The organism is Methylomonas rhizoryzae (assembly GCF_008632455.1).
Classification (GTDB): Bacteria; Pseudomonadota; Gammaproteobacteria; order Methylococcales; family Methylomonadaceae; genus Methylomonas; species Methylomonas rhizoryzae.
On record NZ_CP043929.1, the window covers coordinates 3,962,205 to 3,978,857 of the forward strand.

General features: G+C 57.8%; 12 protein-coding genes. 8 read left to right on the top strand and 4 right to left on the bottom strand.

Features of this window, described 5'->3' with window-relative positions:
* The first annotated feature begins 66 nt into the window (after positions 1 to 66).
* Positions 67 to 603, top strand: coding sequence for an REP-associated tyrosine transposase (locus F1E05_RS17545; RefSeq protein WP_150050759.1), 537 nt, complete (start codon positions 67 to 69; stop codon positions 601 to 603).
* Between the two features lie 384 nt (positions 604 to 987).
* Here F1E05_RS17545 and F1E05_RS17550 read toward each other — a convergent pair whose 3' ends face one another.
* Genes F1E05_RS17550 through F1E05_RS17560 form a run of 3 tightly spaced genes read right to left on the bottom strand, consistent with a single transcriptional unit; the run spans position 988 to position 4,685 of the window.
* Complete coding sequence (locus F1E05_RS17550) at positions 988 to 2,457, bottom strand: endonuclease/exonuclease/phosphatase family protein (protein ID WP_150050761.1); 1,470 nt, start codon at positions 2,455 to 2,457, stop codon at positions 988 to 990.
* A 13-nt stretch (positions 2,458 to 2,470) separates the two neighbouring features.
* Positions 2,471 to 4,066 (bottom strand): glycoside hydrolase family 57 protein, encoded by a 1,596-nt coding sequence (locus F1E05_RS17555; RefSeq protein ID WP_150050763.1) that lies wholly within the window; start codon positions 4,064 to 4,066, stop codon positions 2,471 to 2,473.
* A gap of 10 nt (positions 4,067 to 4,076) precedes the next feature.
* A complete protein-coding gene (locus F1E05_RS17560) occupies positions 4,077 to 4,685 on the bottom strand; it encodes a hypothetical protein (RefSeq protein WP_150050765.1) in 609 nt (202 codons plus the stop codon).
* 512 nt (positions 4,686 to 5,197) lie between these two features.
* On the opposite strand from F1E05_RS17560, the gene F1E05_RS17565 reads away from it, so the two are divergent.
* The 5 genes from F1E05_RS17565 to glgX all read left to right on the top strand — a co-directional run bounded on the left by F1E05_RS17565 (position 5,198) and on the right by glgX (position 12,723).
* Complete coding sequence (locus F1E05_RS17565) at positions 5,198 to 6,874, top strand: ATP-binding cassette domain-containing protein (RefSeq protein ID WP_150050767.1); 1,677 nt, start codon at positions 5,198 to 5,200, stop codon at positions 6,872 to 6,874.
* Positions 6,871 to 8,199: an HlyD family secretion protein gene (locus F1E05_RS17570; protein WP_150050769.1), complete on the top strand. Its 1,329-nt coding sequence runs from the start codon at positions 6,871 to 6,873 to the stop codon at positions 8,197 to 8,199. Before F1E05_RS17565 ends, F1E05_RS17570 begins: the two co-directional genes overlap by 4 nt.
* Positions 8,200 to 8,201: 2 nt before the next feature.
* Positions 8,202 to 9,599, top strand: coding sequence for a TolC family protein (locus F1E05_RS17575; RefSeq protein ID WP_150050771.1), 1,398 nt, complete (start codon positions 8,202 to 8,204; stop codon positions 9,597 to 9,599).
* A gap of 61 nt (positions 9,600 to 9,660) precedes the next feature.
* Entirely contained in the window at positions 9,661 to 10,092 is a 432-nt protein-coding gene (locus F1E05_RS17580) for a hypothetical protein (RefSeq protein ID WP_150050773.1), read from the top strand.
* Positions 10,093 to 10,554: 462 nt separating this feature from the next.
* Entirely contained in the window at positions 10,555 to 12,723 is a 2,169-nt protein-coding gene (gene glgX, locus F1E05_RS17585) for a glycogen debranching protein GlgX (protein WP_150050775.1), read from the top strand.
* 121 nt (positions 12,724 to 12,844) lie between these two features.
* Here the strand turns inward: glgX and F1E05_RS17590 are convergent, their stop codons facing one another.
* Positions 12,845 to 14,446, bottom strand: coding sequence for a MinD/ParA family protein (locus F1E05_RS17590; RefSeq protein ID WP_150050777.1), 1,602 nt, complete (start codon positions 14,444 to 14,446; stop codon positions 12,845 to 12,847).
* Positions 14,447 to 14,621: 175 nt separating this feature from the next.
* Here F1E05_RS17590 and F1E05_RS17595 point away from each other — a divergent pair, with 175 nt between their 5' ends.
* Together F1E05_RS17595 and F1E05_RS17600 are read left to right on the top strand one after the other, a co-directional pair.
* The gene (locus tag F1E05_RS17595) at positions 14,622 to 15,164 is read left to right on the top strand and encodes a flavoprotein (protein ID WP_150050779.1); all 543 of its coding nucleotides are present in this window, start codon (positions 14,622 to 14,624) and stop codon (positions 15,162 to 15,164) included.
* Positions 15,161 to 16,618: a DUF6513 domain-containing protein gene (locus tag F1E05_RS17600; RefSeq protein WP_150050781.1), complete on the top strand. Its 1,458-nt coding sequence runs from the start codon at positions 15,161 to 15,163 to the stop codon at positions 16,616 to 16,618. The genes F1E05_RS17595 and F1E05_RS17600 overlap by 4 nt, the downstream gene beginning before the upstream one ends.
* The last annotated feature ends 35 nt before the right edge of the window (positions 16,619 to 16,653 follow it).

Here is a 16,653-nt window from a genome sequence, read left to right on the forward strand (position 1 = left end):
ATCGGTTTTTCAGGGCCGTAGGGCGGATAAGCTTGCGTCATCCGCCGAATGAAATAAACTTGTTCCATGCCAAACTATCGACGCAATCGCATTCCGGGCGGGACTTATTTTTTCACGGTTAATTTGCTTGAGCGAAAATCGGCATTGTTGATCGAGCATATTGCCGAATTACGGGAAGCGGTCCGCGCAACTCGGCAACAACAGCCCTTTCATATCGACGCCTGGGTTGTTTTGCCGGATCACATGCACGCCATTTGGACATTGCCATCTGGTGATGATCAATACTCCAATCGATGGCGAGCTATCAAAAAAGCTTTTTCAAAAGCACTCCCAAAAATCGAATATCGCTCCCAAATCAGAATCAAACGTCACGAACGCGGCATTTGGCAACGGCGTTTTTGGGAGCACACCATTATCGATGACGCCGATTATGCGGCTCACATGGATTATATTCATTACAATCCGGTAAAGCACGGTTGGGTGCGCACGGTCAAAGACTGGCCTTATTCCAGTTTTCATCGCTTGGTCGCTGCCGGCATTTATCCCTTGGAATGGACTGGCGATATTTCCGAAGCTTTCGAGGTAGGTGAATTGGGTGGTTGAAATGTTTTCAAATGGCGGATGGCGCTCCGCTTATCCGCCCTACGGTGTTTGCCTCGACCGACCTTGCCTATCAAATCAGATCCTTGTTAGGGTTCGGATTCCAGATAAACCCCTTAGCCATGTAGGGTAACCGCGTACCCTACATCTGAGACGATGCCGACCGCTCGCACATAGGGATCAGGTCTTTCAAAATTACACCCCACACTGTTATCTCTTCTTCGGCTGCGTCGTAGACGCATCCGAGGGCCGTTGACCGTCAATTTGGCCACCCGCTAATCCAAGGCGTTGTGAAGATCGGCGTACCCGACAGGTGAGTGCTCCGCAGCCGGGCCGCGTCGTATTGATAAGGCCGGTTAACCGTGCCGATTTAGCTTGCCTACACGGTCACTTCGGTTCGAAACTCATCAAATAGCCGCAATGGTCGGACACTCGGCCGTAATCCCAATCGGTAAACAATACCCGAGCCGACGTCACCCTCAAGTCGCCGGATTTGTTCATGAAGATGTAGTCGATACGGTAATCATCGGCCAATAAATGCTGCCAATGCGCGTCGTTGACCCGGAATATTTTTTCGAACAAGCCGATTTGATTGGCCGCCAAATACTGGTCTTCGTAGCGGCGGCCGTCCACCACCAGGCGATAACCCGCAGAACCCGCGGCAACGTTGAAATCGCCGCATAACAAGGTGGTTTTGACCTCGCCGCCCAACTGGCTATCGGCCCAGGCGCACAGGCGCTCGAATTGGTGTTGAAAGCCGTCTTCCCACCAGCTCAAATGGGCGGAATACACATTGACGACGCCCATATACGGAATATCCAGTTGCGCCATCACCACTTTGCGCGCATGGATGCTGTAAGGGTCTTGACTATCGGACACGTAGCGGGACCGGGCCTGCCGAAAGGGATAGCGGCTTAAAATCGCCACCCCTTCGCGGTATTTGTCGAAGCCCAAGTGCGACCAATCGGTGTGGATATGCATGGGCCGCCGTAAACGCCGGTTGATGATGTTGGCGGAGTTGGAGGCCCAATCGCCGTGGCCGTGATTCCAATGTTCGGCCACTTCCTGAAAACACACCACGTCCACGGCTTGTTCGTCTATGGCTTTGGCGATTTGGCTGAGTTTGACGTCCTGCCTGTCTTCCTGATAGCAATGCAGATTCAAGATTAAAACCCGTAGCGGCTCGCGGCTGAGCCGATAATTTTTGCCGTGGTTGTTGTCCCAAACTTCGCCGAGCTTGCTGCGGTAACACAGGCAGTACTCCAGCGCGAACGCCTGCTCCACCGGCAAGCGTGCCGTCCAGATCTGCGCGCTATGTTGCTTGGCCCGCCGGTTGCGCCGGCAGGCGGTTTGTCGACTGGTGCGCCAATTGTCGTCGCTCCAGTGAATCACCACTTTGTCGGCGGCCTGGGCCGGGCGGGTGGCGACTTTGATCTGCAAATAGTGTTGTCCGGCCTCCAAGCGCTGTTTGATCGCCAGGTTTTGTACGGCCAAGCCGGCTGCCAATGCCACGCCGCTACGTGCCGGCGCGTGATAGTTCCATCCGCCGTTGTTGTCCCAGATTTCGCCACCGTCGTAGCGAAGCCGCAAGGCGAAATTGACGGCACCCGGCAAGGCTAATCCGGAGCGGTTGCTGATACTGACCCGCGCCAGCCAATATTCGCGCCCGTCGCCGCGCCGCGCCTGATAAGCGGCCGACAGGGTTTGCCAGACGCCGTCCCGGCCGGCCCAGTACACTTCGACCTGTTTATCGTAACCCCTGTTTTCGACGACCAACCAAAACTGCAGCACCTGATATTGGGCTTGCTTGCTTCGGCTTAAGCTATTTTCCACCGCCAGCAATTCTATGGCTGCCATGGCTTACTCCTGTTCAATCGGCCGACCGGTAATCGCGAAAATCGATAGTCGGAAAAATATCGTCCATGATTTCCAGCGCGCTCAAATAACGCTCGTCTATCCGGTTTTTGCGTAAGCAATCGTGCAAATAATTAAAGCGGGCCAAATGGTCGCTAACCCGTTTACGCGCGTAGTCTTCAGTCGTACCGGATTTCATGATAAACGGCCAATCCGAAGCCTGTGCCAACAGCAGCGAACGCAAGGCCTGATTCAAGGCCCGCTGCTGCAGTTCGTTCACTTGCAGCCGGGCCAAATCGCCAACTAACTTGGCCATGTCGGCACTGGCTTTGTGCAACAAGGGGTAAATCCACTCGTTGCTGTCGTTCAGCCAATATTCCGAATAACCCCGATCGCCCCAGGTCGATGCGGCCGGTACGGCCTTAAAGGCGTGCGGATAGCGCGCCAAATAATCGCCGCCGGTGACCGTTTCTATGCCGCTAGCTTCCGCGGCCGCCAGGCGCAAAACCGCTTCCAGCCACTGCGGACCTTCGTACCACCAATGACCGAACAACTCGGCATCGTAGGGCGCCACCATGATAGGCGCAGTCGGCATTTCGGCCTGCAATGCCGCGGCCTGCCGTTGCCGCTTGAGCGTGAAATCCTCGGCGTGCCGTTGCGCTTGCCGGCTGGCCGCGTCCGGCCGGTACGGCCGTTTCTGAGCGCCGGCCTCGCTAACCGCGTAATATTTGATGCCCGTGTCGATACGCGTCGCTCCGTCCAAAATATACGGGCCGATATAGTCCAGTGGCAAATCGAAACCGATGTCGCGGTAATACTCCCTATAATTCGCATCCCCGGGATAGCCGGTTTGTGCACTCCATACCTGCCGGGAGCAATCCGGGTCTCTGCCGAATGCCTGCACCCCGTTTCCGCAATCCACCGGCGCGTAAACGCCGCTGCCGGGGCAAGGATTTGCGGCTAAAAGCCCATGGCTATCGACGAAAAAATACTCCACGCCGGCTTCGTGCAACACCTGCTCCAAGCCAGGATAATAACCGCATTCCGGCAGCCAGAAACCTTTAGGCGCGACGCCGAAACGGCTTTGAAAAGCGTGTACGCCCAGGAAAACTTGCTGACGCACCGCGACGGGGTCTACGTTCAGCAGCGGCAACAAGCCGTGGGTCGCCGCGCAGGTGATCAACTCCAGGCGTCCGCCACGAAAATGGTGCAGAAAGCCGGCCAATAGGTCTTGTTGGTAGCGGTTTCGATAGCTATCCCAGGCCGTTCTAAACCCTTGTTGATAAGCTAGCGCCAGAGCGTGAAACTCGGCTTGCCCGCGCGTGCGCTCGACTTCCTTGTCCGCCAATTCGATCAGGCGCTCCAAATGCCTTAAATAACGCTGGCGCAACAAAGCGTTGTCCAGCATGGCCGTCAGCGTCGGCGACAACGACACGGTCAAACGGCATTTGACCTTATCCCGCTCCAGCCTGTCCAGCACCGCCAATAACGGCAGATAACATTCGGTGATCGCTTCGAACAGCCAGTTTTCCTCGAAAAAACTGTCGTATTCCGGATGGTGCACAAAGGGTAAATGCGCGTGCAAAACGAAACAAAGCAAACCTGAATTCATCGTTGTTTTTTCAGTGGGATTCGGCCGGGGATACCTTGACGCTAACGGAACTGGCTGCGGGCAAATTCGGCAGGATGAACTGCGAAAAAACCTGCGGCAATGCGGTTAGCGAATCCCAATACCGGGCCGGCGCCGTGGCCGAATTGGAAACCAGCAACGGTTTGAAAGCCCCGTCGGCGGCTGTCTCGCCCAGAACCGCACTAAACTCGCTCACCGCATTTCGCAGCCAGGCATCCGGTAGCGGAATGTCCGCGTGGAAACCGCTACGAGCCACGACCAGATCAAGCCATGGCGACTCGAGCCTATTTTCCGCCGTTGCCGCGGCATGCGGGAATACTCTGAGCGTCAGCGGTTCCTGCGCTGCCTCTGCGCTCTGCGGCATGGCCGTCGACAAGGGTTGAGGAGCTTGCCAATAGGCATGCAAACGCTGCGGCGACAAGGCCAGCAACACCAGACCGGGCGGACGGACGAGACGGTTCGGGGCAAATTCGCGGCTAATTTCGCAACCGATGTCGCGCAATTCTTGGGACGAAAAACTGCAACCGCTCCCCGGCGCTAACTGGCGCCGAAAAAAACGCGGTGCGAACTCGCGACCTATGGCTTGACTAATGGTACGCATTTCCTGCTGGGACAGCTCGGCCCGGGGGCGGGAACGGGTAGGCGAAAACGGCATTATTGGCCAAACAATTAAAAGGTTGCGCGAAAATCTCCTGATTCAAAGTGTTCAGCACAGACTCATATCACTCGCCGCAGGTAGGAGAAAACTCTACCTGTTGTCGCCGCTTTAAGCAAGACAAGGGCAGAATTGCAACCGGCAACCGGAAGCGTGCGGAACCCTAGGCCGCTGCCACGGTCCCAGGCCAACGTGCCATTTGCTGCCCCGGTATAGCGCCGGCGGCCGGAGCGGCCAGGCATTTTTCGCTACAATCACCTGAAACGGCAACCGACCAAGCGCCCATGGATATTCCCTGCCAGCAGCAACCAACACAGCCTGTTAAACGCACTCTTGCGGGTACAGCCGGAAACCGCCCTGCCAGGCTACCGCCGCCCTACCCGTCCGGACATTAGCGTCCGTTTTGTCCCCATATATAAAGTTTCGATCGCTGACCATCCCACACAAAGGAGTTCACAATGGCAAGCTCGCAGTCCCCGCTTCAGCGCCTGCGCGAATTGATCGCCGTCGAACGCGACGACGTACATACCTTGATCATATACGGCATTGCCATAGGCTTGATGTCGCTGGCGACGCCGATAGCCGTTCAAGCCTTGGTCAACACCATTGCTTTCGGCGCCCTGCTGCAGCCTTTGGCGGTATTGACACTGATCCTGTTGGTGCTGATGCTGCTCGGCAACAGTCTGGCGGCTTTGCAGTTTTACGTTGTGGAAATGTTGCAGCGCCGTTTGTTCGTGCGGCATTTTGGCTTGGCTGCGCAACAATTGGCCCACGCCCGCTTCGAACTGCACGATAGCCGACACTTGCCGGAATTGGCAAACCGCTTTTTCGACGTCGTCACGCTGCAAAAGACCGCCGCCGTCATGCTGCTGGAAACCCTGGGCTATCTGCTGCAAACCCTGATAGGCATGATCTTGCTGGCGTTTTACCACCCGATGTTGCTGGCCTTCGATTTGTTCATGGTGGCCATGCTGGCTTTCATTTTATTCGTGCTGGGTAAGGAGGGGGTCAAAACCGCCATCGAACAATCCAAAGCCAAATACGAAGCGGCCGCCTGGCTGGAGACCATAGCGACTCACCCGCTGTTGACTCGCAACGCGGCCGGGGAGCGCTTTTTCCACGAACGTAGCGAACGCTTGGCAACCGACTATTTGAACGCCTGCCAACGCCACTTTCGCATTCTTAACCGGCAAAACATTGCCGCCCTGTCGCTGCATGCCGTCGCCAATACCTTATTACTGGGCATGGGCGGCTGGATGGTCATCGAGCGCCAACTCAGCCTGGGTCAATTGATCGCCGCCGAACTGGTGGTCAGCGCCATGATTTACGGCCTGACCCGGCTCGGCAAGACCTTGGACAACTTTTACGAATTGCTGACCAGCCTGGACAAAATCGGTCATTTACAAGACTTGCCGCAAGAAATCGGCAACGACGAAGCCATCCTTGAAATCAGCGAGCCGTACCGGGTGGACATACACCATCTAAGCGTGGCCCGCCTACCGACACTAGATCGCCTGGACGACATCGACCTGCACTTGACGCCCGGTGAACATTTACTTATAGGCACTGGTGCGGAACGCGGCACGCTGCTCGATTGCCTGTTCGGCTTGCGCACGCCGCTTAGCGGCCGCATCGAAATCGACGGCCACGATTTGCGGGAGTTGAATTTACTCCGGCTGCGCGACCGGATCGCGCTGGTACGCGAGGCCGAAATCATCGAAGCCGGCATCCTGGACAACCTCAAATTGGGCTGGAATGCCGATAACCAACAATGCCGCAAGGCACTTGCAACCGTTGAGCTACTGGATTTCGTGCTCTCGCTGCCCGACGGTCTGAATACCCGGCTGGCCGCGAACGGCGCGCCGTTGAATCAGGAACAAGCGCTACGGTTGACGCTGGCCCGCGCCGTTTGCCGCCAACCGAAACTGTTATTGCTGGACCGCGTCCCGGACTGTATAGACCGGCGCGCGCTGCCCGGCATATTGCATAGCCTGACTAGCGAGCAGGCCCCGTGGACGCTGGTCGTCGTCAGCCAAGAACCTGCAGTCGCGGATTTTTGCCGCCGCCGCATCGAGATTCGTAACGGCCGGGTAATGGCGCTTCCCGCACAACCCGACAACGGAGCCGCGTCATGAGCCGGTTGGAACTGGATACCCTGCAACAGGCGCAAACCGCCGGCATTGCCCGACGCGTCGCCCGCTCCATGGCGTGGCTGTTTGTCGGTTTACTGATTTTTCTCGCCCTGACACCCTGGCAGCAAAACGTGCGCGGCATCGGCCGGGTGGTGGCGTACTCGCCGAACGAACGCCAACAACTCATAGGCGCGCCGGTCGACGGCCGGATAGCCCACTGGCGGGTGCGGGAGGGAACTCAAGTGAAAAAAGGCGAGGTCATCGCCGAACTCAACGACAACGATCCTTTGATATTGCAACGCATTCAAGCCGAGTATGCAGCCTTGCAAGCCAAACAGGCGGCTACCGACGCCCGGGTCGAAACCTTGCGCCAGCAATTGCGCATGGCCCAACAAGCGCGGCCGCAAGCACTGGCCGCCGCTGAAGCGCGAATCGCCATGGCTCGCGAACGCCGCAAAGCCGCTCAGCAAACAGTGGACGCCGCCACAGCCGCCCACCACACCGCAGGCCTGAATCTCGACCGCCAGCAGCACTTGCAGAACAAAGGCCTGGCTTCCCGCCGCACCCTGGAATTGGCGCAACTGGAACGCGCACAGCGTCAAGCCGACAGCGAGCGCGCCGATGCGGCGCTACGAGCCGCAAGCAGCGAAATCAAGGCGCTGGAAGCCGACCTGGGCAAACTCGACGCCGATACCGCCGCGTCTATCCAAAAGACCGAGTCAGACTTGAACAAGGCGGTAGAAGACCAGCAATATGTCCGTGCCGACGTGCTGAAATTGGAAACCCGGCTGGCCCGCCAGCAAACCCAAAGCATTACCGCGCCGCGCGACGGCACCATACTGCGCTTGTTGGCGAATCCCGGCGCCGAAATGGTCAAATCCGGACAGCCCCTGGCGATTTTGGTGCCGGACAGCGAGCAGCGGGCGGTAGAACTTTGGATGGACGGCAACGACTTACCGCTGATCGTGCCCGACCGCCCCGTCCGGCTGCAGTTCGAGGGCTATCCGGCCGTGCAATTCGGCGGATGGCCGGAATTTTCGGTAGGCTCGTTCGGCGGACGCGTCGCCCTGATCGATGCCACCGACGACGGCAAAGGCCACTTTCGCATCCTGGTGATCGCCGATCCGGACGACATCCCCTGGCCTGAACCGCGTTTTCTGCGCCAAGGCGTGCGGGTCAACGGCTGGGTGTTGCTAAGCCAAGTCACGCTGGGTTACGAGCTGTGGCGGATATTCAACGGTTTTCCGCCGTTGGTGCTGCCGGAACCCGCTGCCGGGCAAACCATCAAAGACGGCGCCAAACAGAACGACGCAACCCGGGATAAATGATTATGAAGGTTCGCTTGACATCATGGCTGATGGCCGTCTTATTGGTTTGCCCGACCAGCCGGGCCGACCCGCCCGCACTACTGAGCTTGGCCGAGGTGCAAGCCGCGGCCTTGCGCGCCTTTCCAGGGCTGTTGGCATCCGAGCAATTGAAAGACGCCGCCGAGGGGCGGGTGCTGGAAGCCGAAGGCGGCTTCGATACCTTGTTGAAATCTAAAAACCAATGGTCGGTCGTCGGCTTGTACGAGAACCGCAACGTCGACGTCGGGTTCGAACAAGCGACACCGTTCCTGGGCGCGACCTTCTTCGGCGGATGGCGGCGCGGTAGCGGCGATTATCCGGTTTACGAAGGCAAAAGCCTGACCGCCACCGACGGCGAAGCCCGCATCGGCGTCAACCTGCCGCTCTGGCGCAACCGCGACATCGACCGGCGCCGGGCAGGCCTGTTACAGGCGGAATTGGGCAAGCTAATTGCCAGCCACGAATTCGATCAAAGCCTGATCGATATTCGCCGGATGGCCGGCCACCGCTACTGGGACTGGGTGCTGGCGGGACAGCGCCTGCACATCGCGGAAAAGTTACTGGCTATCGCCGAACAACGCAATGCGGGCATTCTGGAGCGAGTGGCGGCCGGCGACATTCCGGAATTCGAAGCGCTGGACAATCAGCGGGCGATTATCGAGCGCCGCGAGCGCGTGGTCGCCGCCACTCGGCTGTTGGAGCAAAGCGCGATTCAATTATCGCTGTACTGGCGCGATGCGGACGGTCAACCGCAATTGCCGGGCCGCGAACGCTTACCTAACGGTTTTCCCGAACAAGCCCCGCCGATTAGCGAGGTTTTCGACGACATGCTCGGCACGGCGTTATCGCAACGGCCGGAACTCAAACGTCTGGCCTTGCAAATCCGCCAGAGCGAAACCGAAGTGGAGTTGCAAGACAATCAGCGCGCGCCCGGCATCGACCTATCGGTGCTGGGTGCCAAAGACATCGGCGACGGTAAATACAAGCTCAATCGGGACGAACTCTACGTCGGTCTCAATGTCGATATTCCGTTACAACAAAGAGTCGCTTCCGGCCGCGGGCAAACCGCCTCGGCCAATTTGCGGCGACTGCGTTGGGAGCGCAAAGGCGCTGAAGACCGGATCGCAGCGGAAGTGAAAGATGTATTGTCGGCCTTGCACGCCGCCCGCCAGCGTCTACAGCTCAGCCGCGAGCAACAACAGGCGGCCCGCATGCTGGAAGACGGCGAACGCACCCGTTTCGATTTGGGCGAAACCACGATCTTGTTCGTGAACTTGCGTGAAATCGCTGCCGGAGACGCCGCGCTTATGGCCGCCGAGGCCGGCGCCGGTTTATTCAAGGCCAATGTCGATTACCAAGCGGTCATCGGCCAACTTCAGTAAATCCAACCGAGGATATTCCCGGTTAACTTATACGACACACCGAGAGCCGGAGGACAACCGCATGAAAAAACCGTCGATAAAAACCATTGCGATAATGATCGTATTGATCGGTCTACTGGTTTCACCCGATGTCATGTTCGATCTGAAAGCCAAGTTGCTGCACGGCATCGCCATCATTTTGCATATGGTTTACGAAATCGAATCGTTTTTGTTGGAAGAATGGCTGATCCATAGCTTCGAGCTGAATAAAGCCACTGCGCAAATGCTGACGTTTTACTTTAATTGCATGGTAGGAGCAGGCATGGCTTACCGTTTCTGGCGGCGCTTGCCGCGCATGCTGCACCGCTGGCGCCACCGCTGCCACTGTTTTTTCGAGCAAAGCAAACTCAACATCCGGTTTGCCTGGGAATCCATGCCCAATCGGCAAAAAATCCAATGGGTGGCCACGCAACTCGTTGTCTTAACCGGCGGTTTTTTCTGGCTAATGGCATGACCGCGCACCGCTGTTCGGCTCGTAGGCCGAACAGCGGTGGAACGCGTTGAATAAGTCTAACGCCCATGAAAAAGCGGCATCATCCCGGCAAATGAAAGTTTTTCGGTGGGAGCGACGCCCTCGTCGCGACGAGGGCGTCGCTCCCACAATGACTTTCATCGTCAACATCCTTAATCCGAACCGGGTTTGAACGGGCAGACAGGTGAAACCCGCTGTCGCCCCCGGACACCAACACTATCGCGGCAACACATCGCTCCCGCACATTGAGCGTTCATCGGCCGGTCTCATGCCCCCGTACTCGGCCTCTCCAAGACCGGACGATCAAAGCCGGCAAGCTCGGCAAACCTAGGCCTATTCTTACTCGTAGCCATGCCCGGACAGGACGGAAAGCCAAATGCCGATAGGGCCTAGCCGCTGATTTGCAGTAAAATCCCCGCATTCCATCGTTTTCCTACCCAACCCATGCACCCTACATACCATCTACGACCGGGCAGCCCTTACCCTCACGGCACCTTAGTCAGTGCGGAAGGCGTGAATTTCTCGATCATGAGCCGCTATGCCACTCAGGTAGAGCTGTTACTGTTCGCGCAGGACGATAGCGCAACCCCTTTTCAAGTCATCCCGCTCGATAGACATAAAAACCACACGTTTTTTTCCTGGCATGTGTTCGTAGAAGCACTACCCCCCGGCGTTTGGTACGGTTGGCGCATAGACGGCCCTTGCGCCACCCGGGAAGCCGGCTTGCGGTTCGACCGCGACAAATTGCTGCTGGACCCTTGGGCCAGGGCGGTCAGCGACAAGTTGTGGAACCGTGCCGCCGCCTGCCTGCCGGGCGACAACAGTGGCCGCGCAATGCGGGCCGCCGTGGTGGATGAAAGCGATTACGACTGGGAAGGCGACACGCCGCTGGCGATTCGCAGCGAAAAAGCCATCGTTTACGAGCTGCACGTGGGCGGTTTTACCCGCCACGAGTCGTCTCAAGTCAAACACCCGGGTACCTTTGCCGGCTTGATCGAAAAAATACCCTATCTGCGCGATTTGGGCATCACCCACGTCGAGTTACTGCCTGTCATGGCCTTCGACCGCCAAGACGTACCGCCGCATACCGCCGATTTAGGTTTGAACAATTATTGGGGATACAGCACGCACAGTTTTTTCAGTCCGCACCCCGGCTATTGCGTGACGCCGGAGCAAGCCAGCCATATCCGCGAATTTCGGGACTTGGTCAAGGCTTTGCACAAAGCCGGCATCGGCGTAATCATGGACGTGGTGTTCAACCACACCTCGGAGGCCGGCGCGGAAGGACCGGTCATCAATTTCAAAGGCATCACCGGCAATAGTTTTTATCTGACCGATAAGCACGACAGGCGAATTTTCTTCGACTACACAGGTTGCGGCAACACGGTGAACGCCAACCATCCGGTGGTCAGCAATTTCATCATCAGTTCGCTGGAATACTGGGTGCGGGAAATGCACGTAGACGGTTTTCGCTTCGATTTGGCCAGCGCGCTGTCGCGCGGAGAAGACGGCCACGTGATGCAAGATCCGCCGGTAGTCTGGGGCATAGAACTGTCGCAACAACTAGCCAAATCCAAATTGATCGCCGAGGCCTGGGACGCATCCGGTTTATACCAAGTCGGCAGCTTTCCGGGTTACCGCTGGGGGGAATGGAACGGCATGTACCGGGATACCGTCCGCCGGTTTTTACGCGGCGACGGGGGCGTAGTCAGCGAACTGGCTACCCGCATTTGCGGCAGCAGCGATTTGTATCAACATCAAGGCCGGCTGCCCATCAGCGGCATCAACTTCATCACCTGCCACGACGGCTTCACCCTGCACGATTTGTTCAGCTACAACGATAAACACAATTACGCCAACGGCGAACATAATCGCGACGGCTGCAACAACAACATCAGTTACAACTGCGGCGCGGAAGGACCGACCCAAAATGGCGCCATCCTGGCCCTGCGCCGCAAACAAGCTAAAAACGCCTTCGCGCTATTGCTGCTGAGCCACGGCGTACCGATGTTATTGGCCGGGGACGAGTTCTTGAACAGCCAGAAAGGCAACAACAACGGTTATTGTCAAGATAACGACCTCAGCTGGTTGGACTGGAACGATTGCCAGCAAAATACCGACATCGTCCGCTTCGTCCAACAAATGATTCAACTGCGTAAACGCCATCATTCGCTGATGCGCCGCAACTTTCTGAGTGGCGACAAATTGGAGCTGCGCGACCTTGCCGACATTGCTTGGTACGGTACCGAGCCCAATCAGGCTCCGGACTGGCACAATCCCGAGCTGCGCTTTTTGGCTTATACCTTGGCCGGAGTAGCGCCGGAAGACCCGGATTTGCACGTAGTGATGAATATGTCGCATCTGAAGCACAAACACCAGCTACCGCACATCGAAGGCCGCACCTGGTGCCTGGCGCTGGACACCTCGTTAAAATCGCCGCACGATATCCTGCCGCCGGAACAACAAAAACTGCACAATAAACCCACTTATACCGTCGATAGCCGCAGCATCGCGGTGTTCGAAAACGTCGCCAACCATTTGCTGCACACCCGCGCCGGCAGCGGTTTTTTTAGCAAACTGACCCACATCAAAATTTTCGATTTAAACGAATAAAGCGCTTAGTCGATTGCCGGGAATAACTGCACCCGAACGGCACCGGTTTGTTGTGCGGCTACCGAGTGTAAAAGCGGCCGCCTATCAGGCGAGTATGAGTATATTTTCGCAGTCAATCGCCTCAGTCCTTCGTCAACCGGTCGGGAGTAAGATTGGCCTCCGCCGCGGTTTGCAACGCGGCCAACAAGGCTTCTCGCTGCTGCCGCAGTTCGGCCGCACTTTGTTGCAAGCCGTCGATTTGCCGCTTGAGATTTTGCTCGCCGGCGTTGATTTCCTGCAGTTTTTCGGCGGTCAATTCCAGCAGCAGCTCGCTTTGCCCCTTATACGGTTGGCCGAAGCGCCGCCGATAAGCCGACAACAAGACATCCAGTAACTGCTGGAAATCCTCGGCATGAAAGTCGTCGCGCGCGATGCCGTCCACAAGTTCCTGCCTGGCGTCGAATACCTCGGTTTTAAAGGCCTGCCGGTAGGCGCTACGCAATTGCCCGATCAAGCCGCGCAAACGCGCTTCGTCACCTTGGCTCGCCGCAACCAAGCGTGCGGCGTGAGTTTCCACACTAAACAGCGGCTGCTGATGGCGCAGCATGTACAGCACTTCCAAATTAGCGACTAATTCCTGCAACTTGGAGCCGGCATAATCTTCCGCTTCCAGCCAGCGAAACAACACTGCCTCGAATCCCGGCGGATATACGCCAAGCGCATCGACATACGCCGTCAGCAAATCGCCGAAAAAGCCTTGAAGTTGCGGCTGGTCGCCGCGGTAATTTGTGAAAGCCGCCAACACGCGGCGGCACAAGGCCTCCAACGTTTGGCTCTCGGCCACGCTCGCGCTGCCGTCCGGCACCGGGCCGGATACCGCTGCGGCTGCAGGACTAAGCTCGACCTCGGCCAACAAACTTCGCCAATAATCCGTCCAACCGGATGCGCCGGCTTCCGCCCCCAGATAACGCATGATGTTATCGGCCAAGGCATATAAGCAGCGGCTGGCCGGCGCATTGGGCAACGATTCGACGATAGGCGTTTGCCGGAGAACCGATTTGGCGACCTCGGCATCATCGGCCACAAAGCCGCCGTATTCCACTTGCAACTGCAGATATTTCTCCGCGGCCGCGGCAAAGCGGCGAAAGGTTTCGGTGGCTTGGGCGTAATCGCCGGCCATGTTGACGATCACCCGCAACCGCCCCGGGTAACTGCGGCCGTGCAATAATTTCAACAAGGCAAAGGCGTCGGTCAGCGAGGTCGGCTCTTGGGTGATCAATAAAAACGTGTAGGGCGCCGCCTGGATGATTTTCAGCACGTTGTCCGCTACGCCGGCGGCGGTATCGATCAAAAAATAGTCGTAGTCGGCCTCGAGTTCCGCCATCGCCGCACTCAAGCGATTTAACCCGGCCGAGTCGAGATTGGCCAAGGCCTCAACGCCGCTGGCCCCCGGCACCACGGATACGCCTTGCGGGGTTTCAACCACGATGTCGCGAATGGATTTTTGCCCGTCGATCACCTGCTCCAAGGTAAACTCCGGCCGCAATCCCAACAGAATGTTGATATTGGCCAAACCGGTATCGGCATCGAACAAACAGACCCGCCCGCCGCGGCGGGCGATGGCCGTCGCCACATTGGCGGCGACGCTGGTTTTGCCGACTCCGCCTTTGCCGCTGGTAAACACCATGACTTGGGCCGATTGGCCGGCAGCAGGAGTAGAAGCGAGAATATTGTTGATCTGCATAGCGACTTTCCGAACCGGCACGCAAGACCGGCAGCAGCGAAATTGAAACTACCCGCAATCCAAACCGCCGAACGCCACCGATTGCGCAAATCGGCTTGCGCCAAACAGCATAGGAAGCGAGTCCGGCATGGCGGCTGGGGTATAATGCCCACCTGTTTGCTCGTTGAATTTGCCGATGAAACCACCACGACTCGCCTGGGCGATTACAGGCTCCGGCCATTATATCGAAGAATGCCTCGAATACCTGCTCAGCCTTAGCGACGTGGATTTATACCTCAGCCAAGCCGGCGAAGAAGTGCTGCGCATGTACGGCGTTGAGCTGAAAGACATCCGCGACCGACTGCCGATATACCGGGATAAAGCGGCTTCCGCGCCGCCGGTAGGCTGGTTTTACACCGGCCGCTATCATACCTTCGTGATGGCGCCGAGCACATCCAATACCATCGCCAAATGCGTATTGGGCATCGCCGACTCGCTGGTCACCAATCTGTATTCGCAAGCAGGCAAATGCCGTGTGCCCAGTATCGTCTACCCGTGCGACGTGGCGCCGGAAATGGAAACTACCGCGCCCGGCAAGAAAAAAGTCATGGTGTATCCGCGCCCCATCGATTTGGAAGCCACCGAAAAAATCAAAACCTTTCCCTATACCGAAGTCGTGGAAAGCGTGGACGAGTTAAAAATCGCGGTCGACCGGCGCCTGGCGCACTTGGGCTTATGAACGCCGAACCGGAACGCATTTTATTTCTGACCGGCAAACTGGCCGAAAAACAATTGCGGCAAATTCTGGCGGCCATGCAGCCGGACTTTTTGTACAAGGTCAAGGAAATGGGAGTAAAAGTCGCCGCCTTGATGACCACCGAGATGATAGGCCGGCGTTTGCAGGACACCGACGGCGCCACCCGCATCGTCATCCCCGGCCGTTGCCGCGGCGACATTGCCGCGTTGTCGCAACAACTCGGCGTGCCGGTCGAGCGCGGCCCGGAGGAAGTCAAGGATCTGCCGCTTTATTTCGGTAAGGGCGCACATCACTATGATTTAAGCCGTTACCGGACCAAGATTTTTGCCGAAATCGTCGACGCCCCCACTATCTCGGTGGAGGCCATCGTCGAACGAGCCCATTATTACCGGGCCAACGGCGCCGACGTGATCGACATCGGCTGCCTGCCCGGCACGCCGTTTCCGCATCTGACCGACAGCATACGCACCCTGAAACAGGAGGGTTTCACGGTCAGCATCGATTCGCTGGAAGACGCCGATTTGCTGGCCGGCGGCCGGGCCGGGGCCGATTATCTGCTCAGCCTGACCGAGCGCAGCTTGTGGATAGCCGACGAAGTGGCGGCCACGCCGATAGTAATTCCGCAGGTGCACGGGGATTTATCCAGCGTGGATGCGGCCATCGAAGGTTTACAGCGCAAAGGCCGCGCCTTCATCGTCGACCCGATTCTGGATCCTATCCACTTCGGCTTCACCGCCTCGTTAGCGCGCAACTACCAATTCCGCCAACGTTATCCGGAAGTCGAAATGATGCTGGGCGTCGGCAACTTGACCGAACTCACCCACGCCGACACGGCCGGCATGAATGCTCTTTTGCTCGGCATTTGTTCCGAGCTGGACATCAACCACATTCTGGCCACCGAAGTCAGCCAACACGCCTGCCGCGCCGTCCGCGAGGCCGACCGGGCCCGCCGCATCATGTATGCCGCCAAACAGCACGACAGTCTGCCCAAACACATTTCGGCGGACTTGCTGACTGTGCACGATACCGCGCCTTTCCCGTACCGGCGCGACGAAATCGAGGCGATAGCGGCCGAAATCAAGGACCCCAGTTATCGCATTCAAGTCAGCCGCGACGGCTTGCACGTCTTCAACCGCGACGGTTTCCACACCGCCGTCGATCCGTTCGAGCTGTTTCCGAAATTGGGGGTGGAAAGCGACGGCGGTCACGCTTTTTATCTGGGCGTCGAGTTAGCCCGGGCCCAAATCGCCTGGCAATTGGGCAAACGTTTCACCCAAGATCAACAATTATCCTGGGGCTGTGCGGCGCAGGGCGTGGAATCGGAAGCCGATTTGCACACCTTCAAACCAGCCGGCACTACCTTGAAAAAAGCCCACCGCGACGAAACCGACCATCCGCAATCCCCCGATCAACCCGCGCCGTCCTCCGCGTCCTGAGGAAAATTCCGCCTGCCTGCAATCCGCTTTCAAAC